Source organism: Neobacillus rhizophilus (assembly GCF_018343535.1).
In the GTDB taxonomy this organism is placed as follows: Bacteria; Bacillota; Bacilli; order Bacillales; family Cytobacillaceae; genus Neobacillus; species Neobacillus rhizophilus.
Window position 1 is genome coordinate 1,191,719 of record NZ_JAGYPF010000001.1, and the last position, 17,145, is coordinate 1,208,863.

Genomic DNA, 17,145 nt, shown 5'->3' on the forward strand with positions numbered 1-17,145 from the left:
TTCCAAGTCTCTCTGTACTTAATTTAAAAGGCATTTTTTTATGCTGTTTTTTTGTTAGTTGTTTCTTCTGTTTCAAACATGTTTTCACTGACTTTCGGTCTTCCAGGAAGGATCAGGTTTAATAACACTCCGGAAATTGCCGCCAGGGCCATACCTTGGATTTCGATATTAAAAGGCAATTTGACAATCGCACCACCGATACCAATGACAAGGATTACCGATGAAATCACGAGGTTACGTTTGTCTCCAAAATCAATTTTACTGTCAACCAACATTCTTAATCCTGAGGAAGCGATAATTCCGAACAGGAGAATGGAAACTCCCCCCATTACAGGTGTTGGTATCGTTTGGATTAAAGCTGTTATTTTTCCAATAAACCCGAAGATGATGGCTAGAACCGCAGCACCTGCTAAGACATATACACTGTAGACTCTTGTAATTGCCAATACGCCAATATTTTCACCATAGGTGGTTTTGGGAGGTCCACCTACTAGTGCCGAGATTATTGTTGCTGTTCCATCACCAAGGATTGAACGGTGCAGGCCCGGCTCTTTTATGTAATCACGGCCGACAACCTTGCTAAGAACAAGCTGGTGTCCAATATGCTCAGATAGTGTAACAATAGCAACAGGCACCATTAACCAGAAAATATTCCACGTAAACTTGACATCATAGCTGACAAACGGAATTAAGAAATCAGGAGCGGCAAACCACTTTGCCTCTAGTACAGGTTTGAAATCAACAATTCCTACAATCACAGCATACACATAGCCGACAATAATCCCGGCCAAGATAGGGATAATGCTGAGCATTTTTTTAGCATATATTGAAAAAATAATTGTCGCTGCCAGCGTCACAAGCGCCACTGAGAAGTGCAGCATGCTATACTTTCCGGCTGGGTTGTTCATTGCCATTCCAACCGCAGTTCCGGAAATGGCGAGGCCAATTACAATTATGACCGGTCCAACAACAATTGGCGGGAGTAAGTTCATAATCCAGCGATGCCCCGCTCTGCTTATAATTAAAGCGACAATTCCATAAACAAGACCAGCCAAAAATGTACCGACCATCGCGGCTGCAGGTCCGCCAGAGGCTTTTGCGGCAATTACCGGTGCAATATAAGCGAAAGATGAACCGAGATAGGCAGGAACCTGAAATTTCGTAATCAATAGGAATGCCAACGTTCCGAGTCCGCTGGATATTAGTGCTATCGCTGGGTCTAAACCAACCAGGTATGGTACAAGGATTGTTGCCCCGAACATCGCAAATAAATGCTGCAAGCTTAAGGTCAGCCATTGGGCTGGTTTTGGTCTATCTTTAACATCTAGGATTGGTTTATTACTCATTTTCTGTTCTCTCCTAATTTCTATATTGTTTTCTTTATTTTCTTCAATTGTTCATATAAAAAACCCTCTTTGCCTTGTGGTTGACAAAGAGGGGTGAAAGGCGCACCGGAACATGGTCCAAGGTTTGCGCTTTTCCCTTTGTCAGCCTCACGGGACTGAAATTAAAAGGGCTGCTATTTATTTGTCATAAATACTTACTTGATCAACTTTATCTACTTCCAGCAGCTCAACGACAATTTTTTCATTGCTTGAAGTAGGGATATTTTTCCCAACATAGTCTGCTCTGATTGGCAGCTCCCTGTGACCGCGGTCGACTAGTACCGCAAGCTGGATGGAAGCAGGACGTCCAAGGTCCATAAGGGCATCAAGTCCAGCCCTAACTGTTCTTCCTGTATAAAGAACATCGTCCACAAGGACTACTTTTTTGTCACTTATGTCGAACGGAATGTCCGATCCTTTTACTAGCGGTTCCTGACTCTCCGTTTTCTTTGTTAAATCATCCCGATAAAGAGTGATGTCTAATTCACCGACTTGAATCGGGCTTCCCTCAATTTGGGCTATTTTTAAAGCGAGTCGTTTTGCTATGTAAATTCCCCTGGTCCGAATTCCTACAAGCACGCAGTCTTCGATTCCTTTGTTTTTTTCGATGATTTGATGGGCAATCCTTGTCAACGCCCGCCCGATTGCCTGTTCATCCAGAACAATTGCTTTTTGGCTCATAGTCTCACCTTCTTATTATACTGAAATAAAAAACCTCTCGCCTGTGGTGGCGAGAGGGAGACAGTTCTTCCTTAGGGAAATAACCTATTAACCGTTCCTTCTCGGCCTCACGGGACCGACTTAAAGGCTTATTAAACTATAGTAAGCATACTTTAATTTATTTATCCTGTCAACGATTATTTCTCAACCGGTCAAGAAGCTCTTCAAAATCCTCTGGAAGCGGGGCTTCAAATTCTAGATACTCATTTGTTCTTGGATGTATGAAACCGAGCAGACCGGCATGCAATGCCTGTCCATTTAAATCAAGTGTTTTTCTTGGTCCATATTTTGGATCACCGGCAAGCGGATAACCGATATATTTCATATGGACACGAATCTGATGGGTCCGGCCTGTCTCCAATTGACATTCCACGAAGGTGAATTCATTAAATCGCTCAAGGACACGAAAATGTGTAACAGCATGCTTCCCGTTATCAACAACCGTCATGCTTTGCCGATCTTTTGGATCCCTCCCAAGCGGAGCATCGATGGTTCCATATTCATGAGGGATCACTCCATGGACAATCGCCTTATATTTCCGTGTCACAGACTTTTCCACCAGTTGGTTAACTAGACTTTCGTGGGCCAAATCATTTTTCGCAACCATTAACAGCCCTGATGTATCCTTGTCAATCCGATGTACAATACCGGGTCTTAATACACCATTGATACCGGATAAATCCTTACAATGGGCCATTAACCCATTAACAAGTGTTCCAGTAAGGTGCCCAGGTGCAGGATGGACCACCATCCCTTTTGGCTTATTTACGACCAATACATCCTTATCTTCATAATAAATATCTAAATCCATTTCCTCCGGAACCACGTCCAATTCTTCCGGTTCTGGAATGGTAATAACGATAAAATCACTTACACTGCATTTGTAATTTGTTTTTACATTTTTCCCATTCACAAGTACATTGCCTTCTTTTATCCAATCCTGCACCTGTGTTCTAGACCATTCTTCATTCAGGCCGGAGATTACCTTATCAATCCGGTCTCCTTTTTGTTCCTCAAGAATGGTGTGTTCCATTTTCTCCATAAGACTTCTCCTTTGACGACTTCTCTTCAAGCAGCATTTGAATCATTAATAATCCAACACCAATAACTAATGCTGAATCAGCAATATTAAATACAGGGAAATTATAGCCGAAAATAAAGGTATGAATAAAATCAACAACCTCTTTCCGAACCACTCGGTCGATAAAATTCCCAATTGCACCTCCAAGCATGAAAGCAAGAGATACACCTAACAGCCATTTTCCTTTGGCCGCTTTGTAAAGATAATACATAATCGCAATAATTACAATAACCGTAATGACATAAAAAAGCCACATCTGCCCTTGAAGGATTCCCCATGCAGCCCCGCGATTCCGGTGAGAAGTAATATATAAAAATTTATCAATGATGGGTATACTCTCACCGATATACATATTTTTTTCAATAAGCCATTTAGTAATTTGGTCGAGCACAATAACGAATAGGGCGATTAAGTAATAATACACAAAGAAATACCTCCAACTTAAGCTAGACTTGCTCCCCTAGTTTAGCATACTTAATCGCTATATCACAATGAAACAAAAATTACGGTGTGGGGAAGATCGGTTTCTTGCAAAAGCCGCCAAGCAAGCTGGGATCATTGACTGTTCTAATGGTTGGAATCAAATTTAACAAGTCGAGGGGTAATAATTCACCGGAAAGTTCACATTGGCCAAAATTTCCTTCTTTGATTTTTTTCAGTGCTAAATCAATGTCCGCCATTTCTTCCTCTAAAATGGTTGTAAACCAATTCTCTGTTTGTTTTTTCTTTAATGACCTTTCGATTTCTGTTTTTGTTTGACGGAGTTCTTGAAACAGCTTTTCCTGCATTGCATTCATAGTGTTAATACCTCCGTTATGTTATTTGTCTTATTATTACCGATCGTTTTCCATTGACCCGGATAATAATTTGACATCAGCAACAACAATTAACGGAGGTGGAAATAAATGAAAACTCACCGTTAGGCGATTCCGATAGGACGGTTCATGAGGCGTAGTTGAATTTATACTTTTCTTTTAGCAAAATGAAAGAGGCTGACAAGTCAGCCCCTTTCTATTTTACGCTAAGTGTGAATAATTTTCTTTTACAACTTGGGCACATCGAGGGCAAAGAGTTGGATGCTCCGCATCTTGGCCAACATCAGGCGTCACTACCCAGCAGCGTTCACAGGTTTCACCTTCTGCTTTTGTGACCACAATTGCCGCTGTATCTAATTTCAAGGCATCTTCTGGCGCCTCATCATAAGCACCAGCCACTTCAAAACCAGATACGATAAACAATTGTTTCAAGTTCTCTGAAACAGAATCGAGCAGCGCTTTTGTATTATCATTTACGTATAAGGTTACTTTCGCTGTTAATGACTTACCGATCACCTTTGCATTCCGGGCTTCTTCAAGTGCCTTTAAGACATCATCGCGCAGCTTCATGAATGCAGACCATTTCTCCTCCAACTCTGTAGCACCTGGAAGTTCCTGATATTCAGGAAGATCTGTCAACTGAACACTTTCCTCCTGAACCTTCGGAATATATTTCCACACCTCGTCTGCAGTGTGAGAAAGGATTGGCGAAACCAATTTGGTCAGAGCAAGCAATGATTCATATAAAACAGTTTGAATCGCCCTGCGTTCTGGATGATCAACTGCTTCAATGTACAGAACATCTTTTGCAAAATCTAGGTAGAACGCGCTTAAATCAAGCGTACAGAAATTATTAACAGAATGGTAAATGCCTGCATAATCGTAATTTTCATAAGAATTGCGAACACTCTTAATCAGCTTATTTAACTTAACCAGCATAAATTGATCTACTTCACGAAGGTTTTCGTAAGCAACCTTATTAACAGCCGGGTCAAAGTCCGCTAAATTCCCCAACAAGAAGCGGAATGTATTGCGGATTTTCCGATATACTTCAGCAACCTGCTTTAAAATTGCATCGGATACGCGGACATCGGATTGATAATCTACAGAAGCCACCCATAGGCGTAAAATATCTGCTCCCAATTGATTCATAACCTTCGCAGGGACGACGACATTACCTAATGATTTACTCATTTTTCTACCTTCACCATCAAGAGCAAATCCATGGCTTAATACTCCCTTATATGGAGCCTTGCCTGTGACAGCTACTGCAGTAGATAAAGACGAGTTAAACCAGCCGCGGTATTGGTCAGAACCTTCAAGATAAAGGTCTGCCGGACGGACCAAATCCTCTCTTTCTAAAAGCACAGCCTGATGGGAAGAACCAGAATCAAACCAAACGTCCATAATATCTGTTTCCTTCGTAAACTTGCCATTCGGACTTCCAGGATGCGAAAATCCTTCCGGAAGCAGATCCTTTGTCTCCCGCTCAAACCAAATGTTTGATCCATTCTCGCGGAATAAATTAGAAACGTGTTCAATCGTCTCGTCGGTAATGATTTCTTCTCCATTTTCGGCGTAGAATACCGGAATTGGCACACCCCAGACGCGCTGGCGGGAAATACACCAATCACCGCGGTCACGGACCATATTGAAAAGCCTTGTTTCGCCCCATGCCGGCACCCATTTGGTTGCTTTCACAGCTTCGAGCAATTGGTCGCGGAAATCTTTAATGGACGCAAACCACTGAGCAGTTGCCCGGAAAATAACCGGCTTCTTTGTTCTCCAGTCATGTGGATAGGAGTGAGTAATAAATGTAAGCTTTAACAAAGCTCCTTTTTCCTCTAGGGCTTGGGAAATCGGTTTGTTGGCCTCGTCGTAAAATAATCCTTCAAATCCCGGTGCTTCATTTGTCATATTTCCTTTATCATCAACCGGACAAAGGACATCCAAGCCGTATTTTTGACCAACATGGAAGTCATCTTCCCCGTGACCAGGAGCAGTATGAACGCAGCCAGTACCAGCATCAGTTGTCACATGCTCGCCTAACATGACAAGAGAATCACGGTCATAAAGCGGATGACGGGCTACAACATATTCAAGCTCAGCCCCTTTGACCTTTTTAAGAACGGCCGCTTCTTCCCATCCAATTTCATTCGTTACACTTTCCAATAAGCTTTCAGCCACAACATATTTTTTATCATTTACAGCTACAACCACGTAAGTTAGCTCAGGATGAACCGAAATTCCCAAGTTGGCAGGAATGGTCCATGGGGTTGTTGTCCAGATGACGATTTCCGTATCCGTATCAAGTACTCCCTTGCCATCCTTCACCGGAAAACCAACATAAATGGACGGTGAACGTTTATCTTTATATTCAATTTCTGCCTCAGCCAAAGCGGATTCACTTGACGGAGACCAATATACTGGCTTCAACCCTTTATAGATATAACCCTTTTTTGCCATTTCTCCGAAAACCTTGATTTGCTGGGCTTCGTATTCAGGCTTTAAAGTGATATATGGATTCTCCCAATCACCGCGGACACCAAGGCGTTTAAACTGGGTCCGTTGATTGTCAATCTGTTCAAGCGCATAATCTGTACAAAGCTGGCGGAATTCTGCAACGGACATTTCCTTCCGTTTAACCCCTTTATTAGTTAAAGCCTGCTCAATCGGCAGACCGTGAGTATCCCAGCCCGGCACATATGGGGCATGATAGCCGCTCATTGACTTATAGCGGACAATAAAATCCTTTAAAATTTTATTTAATGCATGGCCCATATGGATATCACCATTTGCATATGGAGGGCCATCATGCAAAACAAACATCGGACGCCCTTTAGTGCGCTCCTGTACTTTTTGGTAAATATTCATTTCTTCCCATTTTGCCTGCATCTCCGGTTCTCTTTGCGGAAGATTACCACGCATTGGGAAATCCGTTTGCGGCATTAATAACGTGTCTTTGTATTCCATTTTATTTCCTCCAATACCTTTCTATTGAACAGAATTGACATTCTTGCAAATAAAAAAACCCCCTCATCCCAAAAAAGGGACGAGAAGGTTTTATTCCCGCGGTACCACCCTGATTGATAGAACTGTCTTATTCTATCCTCTTGCGAATTCGTAACGTGAATACACGCCTTAGTCTACTGTTCTAAATATAGAGGTTCGACCTCGGAACTCGAGGGTGATTTTCCAATCTTTCGGCTTCATCGGGCTTCCACCATCCCCGACTCGCTAATAAGCTTTTTGAAAAATTGTACTGTCCCTGTCTTCGTCATTTTCATTCAATTAATCTGTTAAGAAATTATATGCTACTAAATAGCTGTTCGTCAAGCTAATGAATCCTCTTCTTCGTGGATTTTCAGCTCGGTGGCATCAAGTTCGTACTCTAAAAGGTGATCCCAATCGTCAGTATTCAGCATATCGAGCTGTGCCTCAATCAGCATTTTGAAACGGGTGCGGAAAATTTTCGACTGCTTCTTTAAATCTTCTATCTCCAGAGCAATCTTTCTCGCTTTAGATAGGGATTCGTTAACGATACGGTCCGCATTCTTTTCCGCTTCCTTGACGATTAGCTTCGCTTCCTTTTGGGCATTGCGTTTTACTTCTTCCCCTGCCTCCTGGGCAATCACAATCGATTTATTAAGTGTTTCTTCAATACTTGTAAAATGCCCTAAACGCTCCTGCAGGTCAGTTAAACGCTCTTCCAATTCTTTTTTCTCTCTTAGGACAAGCTCGTAATCCTTGATTACCTGATCAAGAAATTCGTTTACTTCATCCTCGTCATACCCTCTAAATCCTTTATTAAATTCTTTATTATGAATATCTAACGGCGTTAACGGCATGATGCCACCTCCAACAATCTGTGCAATCTATGTAAATGTGAATATTCGACAAGGTTTTTGAAAATCCTGCAAGAAAATAAATTATTTTTGTCTTCCGACAGAAATTCGCCATTTTTCTTTCTTTGTTTTCCCCTCAATACCGGACAATCTTACCCTTCCATGGCCCCGGACCGACAGCATATCGCCAATTTCACAAACAAAGGCCGGGCTTTCAATCTGAGTCCAATTGACCTTAACTAGGCCTGCCGCAATATAGTTTTGCGATTTTTGCCGAGAAAGATTATAAACACCAGAAATAACAGTATCCAGCCTTAAAGAAGATACTGTTAATTCATGTTCCTCCCATAATTCTTTAGGAGAAATTATATTTTCGGGCGGCTTCTCAAATAAATGAACCGTTGCTTTACCGATTGATTCAAGATTAGTGCTGATATAGCCGCCGATTTCCTTGGCTGCCAAGAATTGGATTTGTTCATCATCGACAAGAATATCGCCAAATTTCCCACGTTTTAGTCCCAACGACATCAATGTGCCTAGGACGTTGGGATGTTCAATTTTGATAAACTTCTTTGGATAGTCAATTTCAAACAAGCTGATTTGAAAATCCTCTTGAACTGGCACTAGATATTCAGGGAATAGAAGAGCCCTTTTTCGTTCTGCCCCTGGCCAGCCGCCAAAGAGTTGATATTTTACATCACCATTTTCACCGATGATCGTCTTTAAGATATGCTGTTCTCTTGGGTCAAGAAAGTCCGTTAATTTCGGGGCATACTGAAGTTCGACAGTGTTTTTCCACTGCATGACCTGGTCAATATAATCCCGTTCTTCTGGACGAAAATGCTGATATATATTCATGCTCTAAAAACCAACCTATTTTAATTATTATGAGAGCCAGACAGCTACATAGCTTAAGCCCCGTGTTGCAAAGTTGAGCACAAGAAATGCGACAATCGGAGAAATGTCAATCATGCCGATTGCGGGAATAATCCTTCTGAATGGTTCTAAATATGGCTCACAAATTCTTGCTAAGAATTGACCGATTGCGGATTCTTTGGCACCCGGAAACCAAGACATCAATATGTAAATAATTAATGCCCACGAGTAAGCCCAAATGAGTTTTTGTATTAAACCGATAACAAAAAACATCTCTTTACCACCTCGTATTCATATTTTCGTGGTCAGGGAGCAATTCCGAAATATTCCCCGATACTTCCATATTATCCGGGGTGCACAAGAATATATTGGCGCCAATTTTCTGGATTTCCCCGCCAAGAGTATATACTACTCCTCCTAAGAAATGAACAATCTGCCGGCCTTCCTCTGGATCAATCCGCTGCAAATTCACCACCACCGCACGGCGGTTTTTTAGATGGTCGGCAATCTCGGTTGCCTCAGATTCGGAATGCGGTTCCGCCAATATAAGCTTTGAAGGCTTTACTTGGACAGGGGGCTTTTGCACACTTTGCAGGCTGACTACATTATGACTTTTTAACGGCTGTTTTTTCTGCTTTATCGGTTCCTTCGGCTCACTATAATCTTCATTTTGCTCATCGTTGTCATCGTCTAAAAAGAAAAATGTTTTTAGTTTAGATTTAATTGTCATATCAACTCTCCTAACCAGCTTCACCAACAAGCGCTGTACCTATTCTTACCATCGTAGCCCCTTCTTCGATGGCGATGGCAAAATCATTAGACATACCCATCGACAGCTCTGAACAAGGAGCATAGTCTAAGTGAAAGGATTGAACTTGAGTACGAAGTTCTCTAAGTTTTTGAAAACAATCACGCAAGACTTCTTCATCGTCCGTGAATGGGGCCATTGTCATTAAACCAGCAACAATAATATTTTCTAGGGAGCCAAGTGATTTAATAAAGTCGATCACTTCTTCAACCGCTAAACCGTGCTTTGAGTCCTCTTCTGCTACATTAACTTGTACCAAACACTTTACTTTTGAATTGGCACGTTTATTTATTTCTTGTGCCAAAGAAAGACGGTCAAGGGAATGAATGTACTCCACTTTATCGATAATATTCTTTACCTTTCGTGTTTGCAGAGTTCCAATAAAATGCCAAATTGGCTTGTCCTGAAGAACTTCCCATTTTTCAAGCATTCCTTCGTCCCGGTTTTCACCAAGATGCTGAATGCCTGCATCAAGCGCTTCCTGCGCTCTTTGGGTACTGACGTATTTTGTAACGGCAATTACTGTTACCTCATCTGGTTTCCTGCCTGTCTTTTCGCATGCTTCATGTATTTGCTGTCTAATAAGTTCATACTTTGCTGCTACTCTCATAAGCGGTTCTAATTCTCCTTCCAGCCAATAAAGCTTAACATTCTTCCGGCTTTGCCATGGCTCTTCCGGTGGGAAAAAAACAAATGGTTGTTACAGCTTGAGCAATAATTGGTGACGATTATATTTTCCTTTGGAACTCCTGCCTTGACAAGAGTCTGCTTGTTCAATTCCCTTAGGTTTAATGAATATTGACCTTCACTAATTAAATTATAGGGTTTTCTATCGACATCTTCTAGTATATTTTCAACCAAGTTAACGACACGTTCATCCACAATATAACATTTTTCGCAAATCGATGGACCGATGGCGACAAAAACCTTCTCAGCCTTGATGCCTTCCTCTTGCCATCTTTTTATCATCTCACGGCCAATTTGTCCTACCGTCCCCTTCCATCCAGCATGTGCCGCCCCAATCATCCGATATTCGGGAGCAATAAAAAAAAGAGGGACACAGTCGGCAAAACAGAGCGTTAACAATATTCCCTCTTCACTTGTATAGAAGCCGTCTGTGCTCTTAAACGACTGTTCGTAGGAAATAGACCCTCGCCCGCGATCTGCTTTTGTTATTTTTTGCAGAAAAATATCATGTGTTTGCTCAGCGCTAACCCATGTAGCTAATGGAAAATCAAGCAGTTCGGAAACTTTCATTCTATTTGCGCAAACATCATTGAAAATATCACCAACATGAAAGCCGAGATTCAGGGCTTCAAAGCTGCCTTTACTTTGTCCCCCCAGCTTGGTTGTTATTCCTGCAACAAGGCCGGGATTACTATTCATCCAACCGTCGATGGTTAATAAGGATTCATTCTTTATAATAAATGGTTCCATTCCATTACCTCTGAACTTTTTTCTATAGTTTACCATGAAACCGGGCTTTGGTCATCGAAGCAGTTTTATTTCCTTTAATGCCTACTCTTCTTCCGTTATTTTTTCATCGCTGATTTTATAGCGGACCAAGATGACATCCTGACCAATTTTAATAATGTTTTTCCACGGGATCACTATATCTTCGTCCTTCCCAAAAAAGCCAAGCACGCGCCCGTTTCCGGAAATTACAACCGCTTCTATTTTTCCCGTCGTTAAATTAATTTCTATATCTCCAACATTCCCTAGTCTTTTGCCATCTGAAACATTCACAACATCTTTTATCTGAAAATCGGAAATTTTAACCATTAAACAACCACTCCCAATCTTACGATACTATATAAAATATATGTTTGTATTTTGGAAATTAGAAAGGAAAAATTAAGCTAGTCTTTTATTTCACTTATTTAACTCACCGAGTAATTTTCCTATTTTAAAAAATTTAAAGCTTTCAACAGGCCCAATAGCAGAGACAATCATTAATTTAAACAAAAAGATTGCCGAGAAAATACCATTTCCCGGCAATATAATAAGCTGCCTTTACAAGGCAGCTTAGCTTTGGATATTTTTATTCATTTGTCTGATTGCTGCTTTTTCTAAGCGGGATACTTGCGCTTGGGAGATGCCAATTTCGTCTGCAACCTCCATTTGTGTTTTCCCCTGAAAGAAACGCTTTCTCAAAATCAACTTTTCACGTTCGTTTAATCTTCTCATTCCCTCTTTAAGGGCGATTTCTTCGATCCAATGGATATCTTTATTTTTTTCATCGCTCAGCTGGTCCATAACATAAATAGGATCCCCGCCATCATTATAAATCGGCTCAAATAGAGATACCGGGTCTTGTATTGCATCAAGCGCAAAGACAATTTCTTCATGCGGTACTTCTAGGACCTTCGCAATTTCTTCAGCAGTCGGTTCCCGAGAGGTTTCACTCATCAGCCTCTCCCTGACCTGGAGGGCTTTGTAAGCAATATCCCTTAGAGAGCGGGATACTCGGATCGGATTATTGTCACGCAGATAGCGCCGGATTTCGCCAATAATCATCGGGACGGCATAAGTGGAAAACTTGACGTTTTGGCCTAAATCAAAATTATCAATGGATTTCATCAGTCCAATACAGCCAACCTGAAACAGGTCATCAACAAACTCGCCCCGGTTATTGAACCTTTGGATAACACTTAATACTAGGCGTAGATTGCCGTTTACTAGCTTTTCTCTGGCGGTTATATCGCCCTCTTGCATTTGCTTGAAGAGTATTCTCATTTCTTCGTTCTTCAATACAGGAAGTTTTGATGTGTCTACACCGCAAATTTCAACTTTATTTCGAGTCAATTCTTTTCCCTCCTCGAGAGAGCTGCTGTACAAAAAACAGTATCTCCTTGAGGAGGAAAAATATGCACTTGATGAATGGAAGGAAAAGTCAGCTATTGTCGAAAAATGCATTAGAGGCAATATTTTTCAAAGCTTTTTTACGGAAAAAATTTTTTCTAGACCTTGTCTTTTAGACCATTTTATTAAATTCCTTGCGGAGCCTTTTAATGATTCTTTTTTCAAGTCTTGATATATAGGATTGGGAGATGCCAAGCATATCGGCAACATCCTTCTGTGTCTTTTCTTCCCCATTTGTCAGGCCGAACCTTAACTCCATGATTTGCTTTTCCCGGTCGCTAAGCTGATGCAATGCTTTGGTTAACAGTTTTCGGTCCACATTTGCTTCAAGATCCTTTGTAATGATGTCGTCATCCGTTCCCAAAACATCTGACAAAAGCAGTTCATTGCCGTCCCAATCAATATTAAGCGGCTCGTCGAAGGAAACCTCTGACCTGATTTTATTATTGCGTCTAAGGTACATGAGAATTTCATTTTCGATACATCTTGAAGCGTATGTAGCCAGTTTTATTTTCTTTTCCGGGTTAAATGTATTAACGGCCTTAATTAAGCCAATTGTCCCAATGCTGATTAAGTCTTCAATGTTGATGCCGGTATTTTCAAACTTCCTGGCGATATAGACTACGAGTCTGAGATTTCGCTCGATTAATATCGATCTTGCCGCCTTATCGCCGCCAGGTAGTTTCTTTAATAACATTTCTTCTTCGTCTTTTGTTAAAGGAGGCGGCAGTGCTTCGCTTCCGCCAATATAATATATTTCATCTGTTTTCAGACCTAATTTCATTAATAGTTTATACCAATAATAGGATAAGCGAAGTCTCCATTTTTTCATGTGTATTCCTCCTTCTAAAATTTTGTTTTTCTGAGTATAGTAATATTAACTTACCTTCACTGTTTCCCCATTCTGCCTTGACCCGGTTAGCATTTTTGGATGAACAATGCACTGAAAGGCATCATCAGATGAAAGCTGCTGAAGTGTAAATGTTACCAGCCCCTTATCACACAAGTATTCGTAACCATTATGTTCAATCAATATCCTATCGGGTTTAACCGCAATAATGAGCTGAGAGGTTTGGCCTACTACCTGGTAAGGGATAATTCTCATTCTGCTCTGCCATTCTTCGGGGAACTCAGAATTGCCTAATACAAGTGCTTCAGGGTCCGCCGCCATTTTCTTGATTAGGTCCGACATATTATCAAATTGATTCTTAATAGAAACAAACATGACAGGTAGCTTTGACAGAGGGTCATAGAGCTGATTGCCGCTATCGACTAAGCCCTTCAAATATAAAGTTTGTTCCTCAATCACTACCGTTACAGTTACAATTTGATCGTATTGAATTTTTGTCATTTCCATGCTTTCAATATTTTTTCTTGAAAAGTGCCACGCAACAGGAAATCCGATAAGGACAAACAACCAGCTAATCGGATCGCCAAATCCCAACACGCTCGACTTTAGAACACCGACGGTAAGTTTCGGGTCATATTGGATAAAAAAATGAACGCCCATTAATGCGCCGCCAATTAAAAAAGTTGACACATATAACGTCATCAATGCCTTTATAAAAAAGGACAAACGCTTATACCCAAAGGCTATTAAGACCATCACAATCGAAAATAACAGTTTTGAAAGCGGGTGGCCGGAAATGGCATTTACTGGCGTAAAAGATAATAGAATGATCAGTGAACCAATGAATCCCCCGGCAAAGATTCTCCACAGCCGAATCCTTCTTTTTAGAATAATAGCTGTTAAAAAAAGGAGAAGACTATCAAATAGCAGGTTAAGAGCCCAAATCACATCCAAATAGACAATCAAAAAACGCTTCCTCCTTCTTCATGGCCCTTTCTATTATTCTGATTATGGAAAAGTATACCTTAGATGTATGTCTGAAGTGTGTCACTTTCTGTAATCAAAAAAACAGAAATTTTCCCTATTCTGTTCGGATTTTGTCAGATAAATTTTATATAAAGGCTATTAACAAGTTCGTTGATTTGCGCTCCACAAGGAATGCTTCGGCAGCATAAGCATCGCACGACTAAAAGCGGTAGCTTTTAGGAGGATGGGCTCGCTTTCCGCGGGCGTGCCGGGGAGCCTCCTCGGAGCTATCGCTCCTGCGGGGTCTCCCCTGCCCCGTACTCCCGCAGGAGTCTCGCCCCTTCCGCTCCAATCAACTAAGCGATTAAAATATGGTAAAACCCCAAAATAAAAAAGGTACAGCCTTCAGGCCATACCTTTTATCTTTTAGATAATTCTATCGTCTTCTGTTGCGGTTGCGCAGGAAGGTTGGGATGTCTAGTGTGTCTTCCTGGTATGAATTGTTATTACGTACTGGCTCTTGTTGTGGAGCCTGCTGCTGTGGTGGTGCTTCTTCGCGTTTTGGCTCTCTCTTGACGCCGCCGACTGGAGGTTTAACTTGTCCAAAAGTTGGACGTGTTACCTTTGGCTGGATTACCTCTTCCTTAAAGCCTGTAGCAATCACAGTTACGATGATCTCATCTTTAAGGTTCTCGTTGATGACAGAACCGAAGATCATGTTAACTTCTTGGTCAGAAGCAGAAGCAACGATATCTGCAGCTTCTTGAACTTCATAAAGGCTTAAGTTTGTTCCGCCGGTAATGTTCATTAGGACACCTTGAGCACCGTCAATAGAAGTTTCCAATAAAGGAGAACTGATTGCTTTTTTCGCCGCCTCTGCAGCACGGTTTTCACCTGCAGATACACCGATACCCATTAAAGCAGAACCTTTATTCGACATAATCGTTTTTACATCGGCAAAGTCCAGGTTAATAAGACCAGGCACGGCAATCAAATCGGAAATACCTTGAACACCTTGGCGAAGAACATTATCCGCTTCACGGAATGCTTCAAGCATCGGAGTGCTCTTGTCCACAATTTCAAGCAGGCGGTCATTGGGAATCACAATCAGTGTATCCACTGCCTCTTTCATTGAGCCGATTCCGCCGGAGGCTTGTGTAGCCCGCTTTTTACCTTCAAACGTAAACGGACGGGTAACTACTCCTACTGTCAAAGCTCCTAAATCACGGGCAATTTGAGCAATTACAGGTGCAGCACCAGTTCCAGTACCACCACCCATGCCGGCTGTAACGAACACCATATCCGCACCGCGCAATGCTTCCTCAAGTTGCTCTTTGCTTTCTTCCGCGGCCTTTTTGCCCACTTCAGGGTTTGCCCCTGCCCCAAGACCGCGGGTTAGCTTAGCGCCGATCTGCATTCTTACTTCTGCTTTTGAAAGATTTAACGCTTGTGCGTCTGTATTCACTGCAATAAATTCCACACCTTGCACACCATGCTCAATCATTCGGTTTACTGCATTATTACCGCCGCCGCCAACCCCGATTACCTTTATTGTGGCAAGAGAATCTAAATTTGTATCAAACTCTAACATGAAAAATCCTCCTAATTCTTCGATATCCTTTTCAATTTAGCTTATTCGAAAAAGTATCCAAGGAATTTTTTTACTCTTGAAGTCATTTTTTCTTCCGGATGCTTTTCTACTTTTGTTTTTGGCTGTTGCTGCTTCGGGGCCCTCTTTTCGACTGGCTCTGAAACTGCGGATTGCGGGCTCGCCACGCTCCCTGGTAATCTAGCATTCTTGTAAGCATACTTTATCAAGCCAACCGCTGTTGTATATTGAGGCTCTCTTACACCTATATAATCGGGACGGGCAATGCGGACGGGATTTTTAAACATATCCTGAGCAAGTTCTAGCAGCCCCTGCATATTGGCTGTTCCGCCCGTTAATACGAAACCGCCTGGCAGGTCGGACACGCCCATACGTTTTAATTCCTTTGCTATAAGCTCAAAAATCTCTTCCATTCTGGCTTCAATAATCTCTGATACATAAAGCTGATTAAATTGTTGATGCTGATCGCTTCCGATAATCGGTACACTGAAAAATTGGTCTTCAGATGCATGATCATAGAATGCATGTCCATATTTTAATTTTATATTTTCTGCATCCTCTGTGGATGTGTGCAGCACTTTAGATAGATCATTCGTGAGCAAATCACCACCTACAGGAATGACACTTGTAGCTTTTAAATAGCCTTCCTCATAAACTGCAATTGTAGTCGAGCCGCCGCCCATATCAATCAAGGCGACGCCAAGATTTTTTTCATCCTTTGATAAAGCGTAATCTCCCGCTGCCAAAGGTTGAAGAATAATATCTGAAAATTGAAGTCCGGCGCGCTCAACGCAACGAATGATATTTGCCAGAACTGAATTTGATCCGGTCACAAGTGTTCCATCCATCTCAAGGCGGACACCTATCATCCCGCGAGGATCATTGATTTCATCTTTTCCATCCAAAATAAATTGCCTTTGGATAACCCCCATATTCACTCTTTCAGGTGGAATAGAACCAGCATAGGACGCTTCAATAACACGTGCAACGTCATCGTTCGTAATTTCACGGTTTTGACCAGAGACAGCTACTATTCCATGGCAGGGCTGCATCATGATATTGTGTCCCGGTATTCCGACAACAACCTCATGAATTTCCATTCCGATCATTCTTTCCGCTTGTTCAATCGCCCTTTTTATAGAATGAACGGTGTCGTCCATGTCGACGATTGAGCCTTTGCGCAAGCCTTCAGAATTTACGTTGCCAACTCCAATTATATTTAACGAGCCTTTTCCTGAGTCATTGACCATTTCACCAATGATTACTTTTACACTGGATGTACCGATGTCAAGACTTACGTATATTTCATTGCTGTTCATTCTCTGGCA

At 41.6% G+C, this 17,145-nt stretch carries 18 protein-coding genes and 1 other annotated feature; all 18 genes read right to left on the minus strand.

Annotation, left to right across the window (positions count from 1 at the left end):
* Positions 1-38: 38 nt before the first annotated feature.
* The 18 genes from KHA99_RS05515 to ftsA all read right to left on the minus strand — a co-directional run bounded on the left by KHA99_RS05515 (position 39) and on the right by ftsA (position 17,136).
* On the minus strand, positions 39-1,346 hold the full coding sequence (locus KHA99_RS05515; protein WP_213116393.1) for a solute carrier family 23 protein: 1,308 nt from the start codon (positions 1,344-1,346) through the stop codon (positions 39-41).
* A gap of 177 nt (positions 1,347-1,523) precedes the next feature.
* Complete coding sequence (gene pyrR, locus KHA99_RS05520; protein ID WP_213116394.1) at positions 1,524-2,066, minus strand: bifunctional pyr operon transcriptional regulator/uracil phosphoribosyltransferase PyrR; 543 nt, start codon at positions 2,064-2,066, stop codon at positions 1,524-1,526.
* Between the two features lie 169 nt (positions 2,067-2,235).
* Entirely contained in the window at positions 2,236-3,147 is a 912-nt protein-coding gene (locus KHA99_RS05525) for an RluA family pseudouridine synthase (protein ID WP_213116395.1), read from the minus strand.
* On the minus strand, positions 3,119-3,610 hold the full coding sequence (gene lspA, locus KHA99_RS05530) for a signal peptidase II (protein ID WP_213116396.1): 492 nt from the start codon (positions 3,608-3,610) through the stop codon (positions 3,119-3,121). Before lspA ends, KHA99_RS05525 begins: the two co-directional genes overlap by 29 nt.
* Before the next feature lie 79 nt (positions 3,611-3,689).
* Positions 3,690-3,983, minus strand: coding sequence for a hypothetical protein (locus tag KHA99_RS05535; RefSeq protein ID WP_213116397.1), 294 nt, complete (start codon positions 3,981-3,983; stop codon positions 3,690-3,692).
* 219 nt (positions 3,984-4,202) lie between these two features.
* Positions 4,203-6,974: an isoleucine--tRNA ligase gene (gene ileS, locus KHA99_RS05540; protein ID WP_213116398.1), complete on the minus strand. Its 2,772-nt coding sequence runs from the start codon at positions 6,972-6,974 to the stop codon at positions 4,203-4,205.
* 72 nt (positions 6,975-7,046) lie between these two features.
* Positions 7,047-7,285, minus strand: a binding site (T-box leader).
* A gap of 48 nt (positions 7,286-7,333) precedes the next feature.
* Complete coding sequence (locus KHA99_RS05545; RefSeq protein ID WP_213116399.1) at positions 7,334-7,849, minus strand: DivIVA domain-containing protein; 516 nt, start codon at positions 7,847-7,849, stop codon at positions 7,334-7,336.
* 81 nt (positions 7,850-7,930) lie between these two features.
* Entirely contained in the window at positions 7,931-8,704 is a 774-nt protein-coding gene (locus KHA99_RS05550; protein WP_213116400.1) for a YlmH family RNA-binding protein, read from the minus strand.
* Positions 8,705-8,731: 27 nt separating this feature from the next.
* On the minus strand, positions 8,732-8,995 hold the full coding sequence (locus KHA99_RS05555; RefSeq protein ID WP_213116401.1) for a YggT family protein: 264 nt from the start codon (positions 8,993-8,995) through the stop codon (positions 8,732-8,734).
* Positions 8,996-8,999: 4 nt separating this feature from the next.
* A complete protein-coding gene (locus KHA99_RS05560; RefSeq protein WP_213116402.1) occupies positions 9,000-9,452 on the minus strand; it encodes a cell division protein SepF in 453 nt (150 codons plus the stop codon).
* 10 nt (positions 9,453-9,462) lie between these two features.
* On the minus strand, positions 9,463-10,140 hold the full coding sequence (locus KHA99_RS05565) for a YggS family pyridoxal phosphate-dependent enzyme (protein ID WP_213116405.1): 678 nt from the start codon (positions 10,138-10,140) through the stop codon (positions 9,463-9,465).
* Between the two features lie 8 nt (positions 10,141-10,148).
* Positions 10,149-10,967, minus strand: a complete 819-nt coding sequence (gene pgeF, locus KHA99_RS05570; RefSeq protein ID WP_213116406.1) for a peptidoglycan editing factor PgeF — start codon at positions 10,965-10,967, stop codon at positions 10,149-10,151.
* A gap of 81 nt (positions 10,968-11,048) precedes the next feature.
* Positions 11,049-11,312, minus strand: coding sequence for a YlmC/YmxH family sporulation protein (locus tag KHA99_RS05575; protein WP_213116407.1), 264 nt, complete (start codon positions 11,310-11,312; stop codon positions 11,049-11,051).
* A 243-nt stretch (positions 11,313-11,555) separates the two neighbouring features.
* Entirely contained in the window at positions 11,556-12,335 is a 780-nt protein-coding gene (sigG, locus tag KHA99_RS05580) for an RNA polymerase sporulation sigma factor SigG (RefSeq protein WP_149869517.1), read from the minus strand.
* A 169-nt stretch (positions 12,336-12,504) separates the two neighbouring features.
* Positions 12,505-13,224 (minus strand): RNA polymerase sporulation sigma factor SigE, encoded by a 720-nt coding sequence (gene sigE, locus KHA99_RS05585; RefSeq protein ID WP_213116408.1) that lies wholly within the window; start codon positions 13,222-13,224, stop codon positions 12,505-12,507.
* 45 nt (positions 13,225-13,269) lie between these two features.
* Positions 13,270-14,208 carry a sigma-E processing peptidase SpoIIGA gene (gene spoIIGA / locus KHA99_RS05590; protein ID WP_213116409.1) on the minus strand — a complete coding sequence of 313 codons (939 nt, stop codon included), beginning with the start codon at positions 14,206-14,208 and terminating at the stop codon, positions 13,270-13,272.
* Positions 14,209-14,644: 436 nt separating this feature from the next.
* Entirely contained in the window at positions 14,645-15,799 is a 1,155-nt protein-coding gene (gene ftsZ / locus KHA99_RS05595; RefSeq protein WP_213116410.1) for a cell division protein FtsZ, read from the minus strand.
* Between the two features lie 41 nt (positions 15,800-15,840).
* A complete protein-coding gene (gene ftsA, locus KHA99_RS05600) occupies positions 15,841-17,136 on the minus strand; it encodes a cell division protein FtsA (protein ID WP_213116411.1) in 1,296 nt (431 codons plus the stop codon).
* Positions 17,137-17,145: the final 9 nt, after the last annotated feature.

Coding starts and splice junctions, on each gene's coding strand:
- KHA99_RS05550 (WP_213116400.1), bottom strand. CDS start 8,704: ATGAATATATATCAGCATTTTCGTCCAGAAGAACGGGATTATATTGAC.
- KHA99_RS05560 (WP_213116402.1), bottom strand. CDS start 9,452: ATGACAATTAAATCTAAACTAAAAACATTTTTCTTTTTAGACGATGAC.
- pgeF (WP_213116406.1), bottom strand. CDS start 10,967: ATGGAACCATTTATTATAAAGAATGAATCCTTATTAACCATCGACGGT.
- KHA99_RS05565 (WP_213116405.1), bottom strand. CDS start 10,140: ATGAGAGTAGCAGCAAAGTATGAACTTATTAGACAGCAAATACATGAA.
- KHA99_RS05515 (WP_213116393.1), bottom strand. CDS start 1,346: ATGAGTAATAAACCAATCCTAGATGTTAAAGATAGACCAAAACCAGCC.
- ftsZ (WP_213116410.1), bottom strand. CDS start 15,799: ATGTTAGAGTTTGATACAAATTTAGATTCTCTTGCCACAATAAAGGTA.
- sigE (WP_213116408.1), bottom strand. CDS start 13,224: ATGAAAAAATGGAGACTTCGCTTATCCTATTATTGGTATAAACTATTA.
- KHA99_RS05535 (WP_213116397.1), bottom strand. CDS start 3,983: ATGAATGCAATGCAGGAAAAGCTGTTTCAAGAACTCCGTCAAACAAAA.
- KHA99_RS05575 (WP_213116407.1), bottom strand. CDS start 11,312: ATGGTTAAAATTTCCGATTTTCAGATAAAAGATGTTGTGAATGTTTCA.
- pyrR (WP_213116394.1), bottom strand. CDS start 2,066: ATGAGCCAAAAAGCAATTGTTCTGGATGAACAGGCAATCGGGCGGGCG.
- KHA99_RS05525 (WP_213116395.1), bottom strand. CDS start 3,147: ATGGAGAAAATGGAACACACCATTCTTGAGGAACAAAAAGGAGACCGG.
- ileS (WP_213116398.1), bottom strand. CDS start 6,974: ATGGAATACAAAGACACGTTATTAATGCCGCAAACGGATTTCCCAATG.
- ftsA (WP_213116411.1), bottom strand. CDS start 17,136: ATGAACAGCAATGAAATATACGTAAGTCTTGACATCGGTACATCCAGT.
- KHA99_RS05545 (WP_213116399.1), bottom strand. CDS start 7,849: ATGCCGTTAACGCCGTTAGATATTCATAATAAAGAATTTAATAAAGGA.
- KHA99_RS05555 (WP_213116401.1), bottom strand. CDS start 8,995: ATGTTTTTTGTTATCGGTTTAATACAAAAACTCATTTGGGCTTACTCG.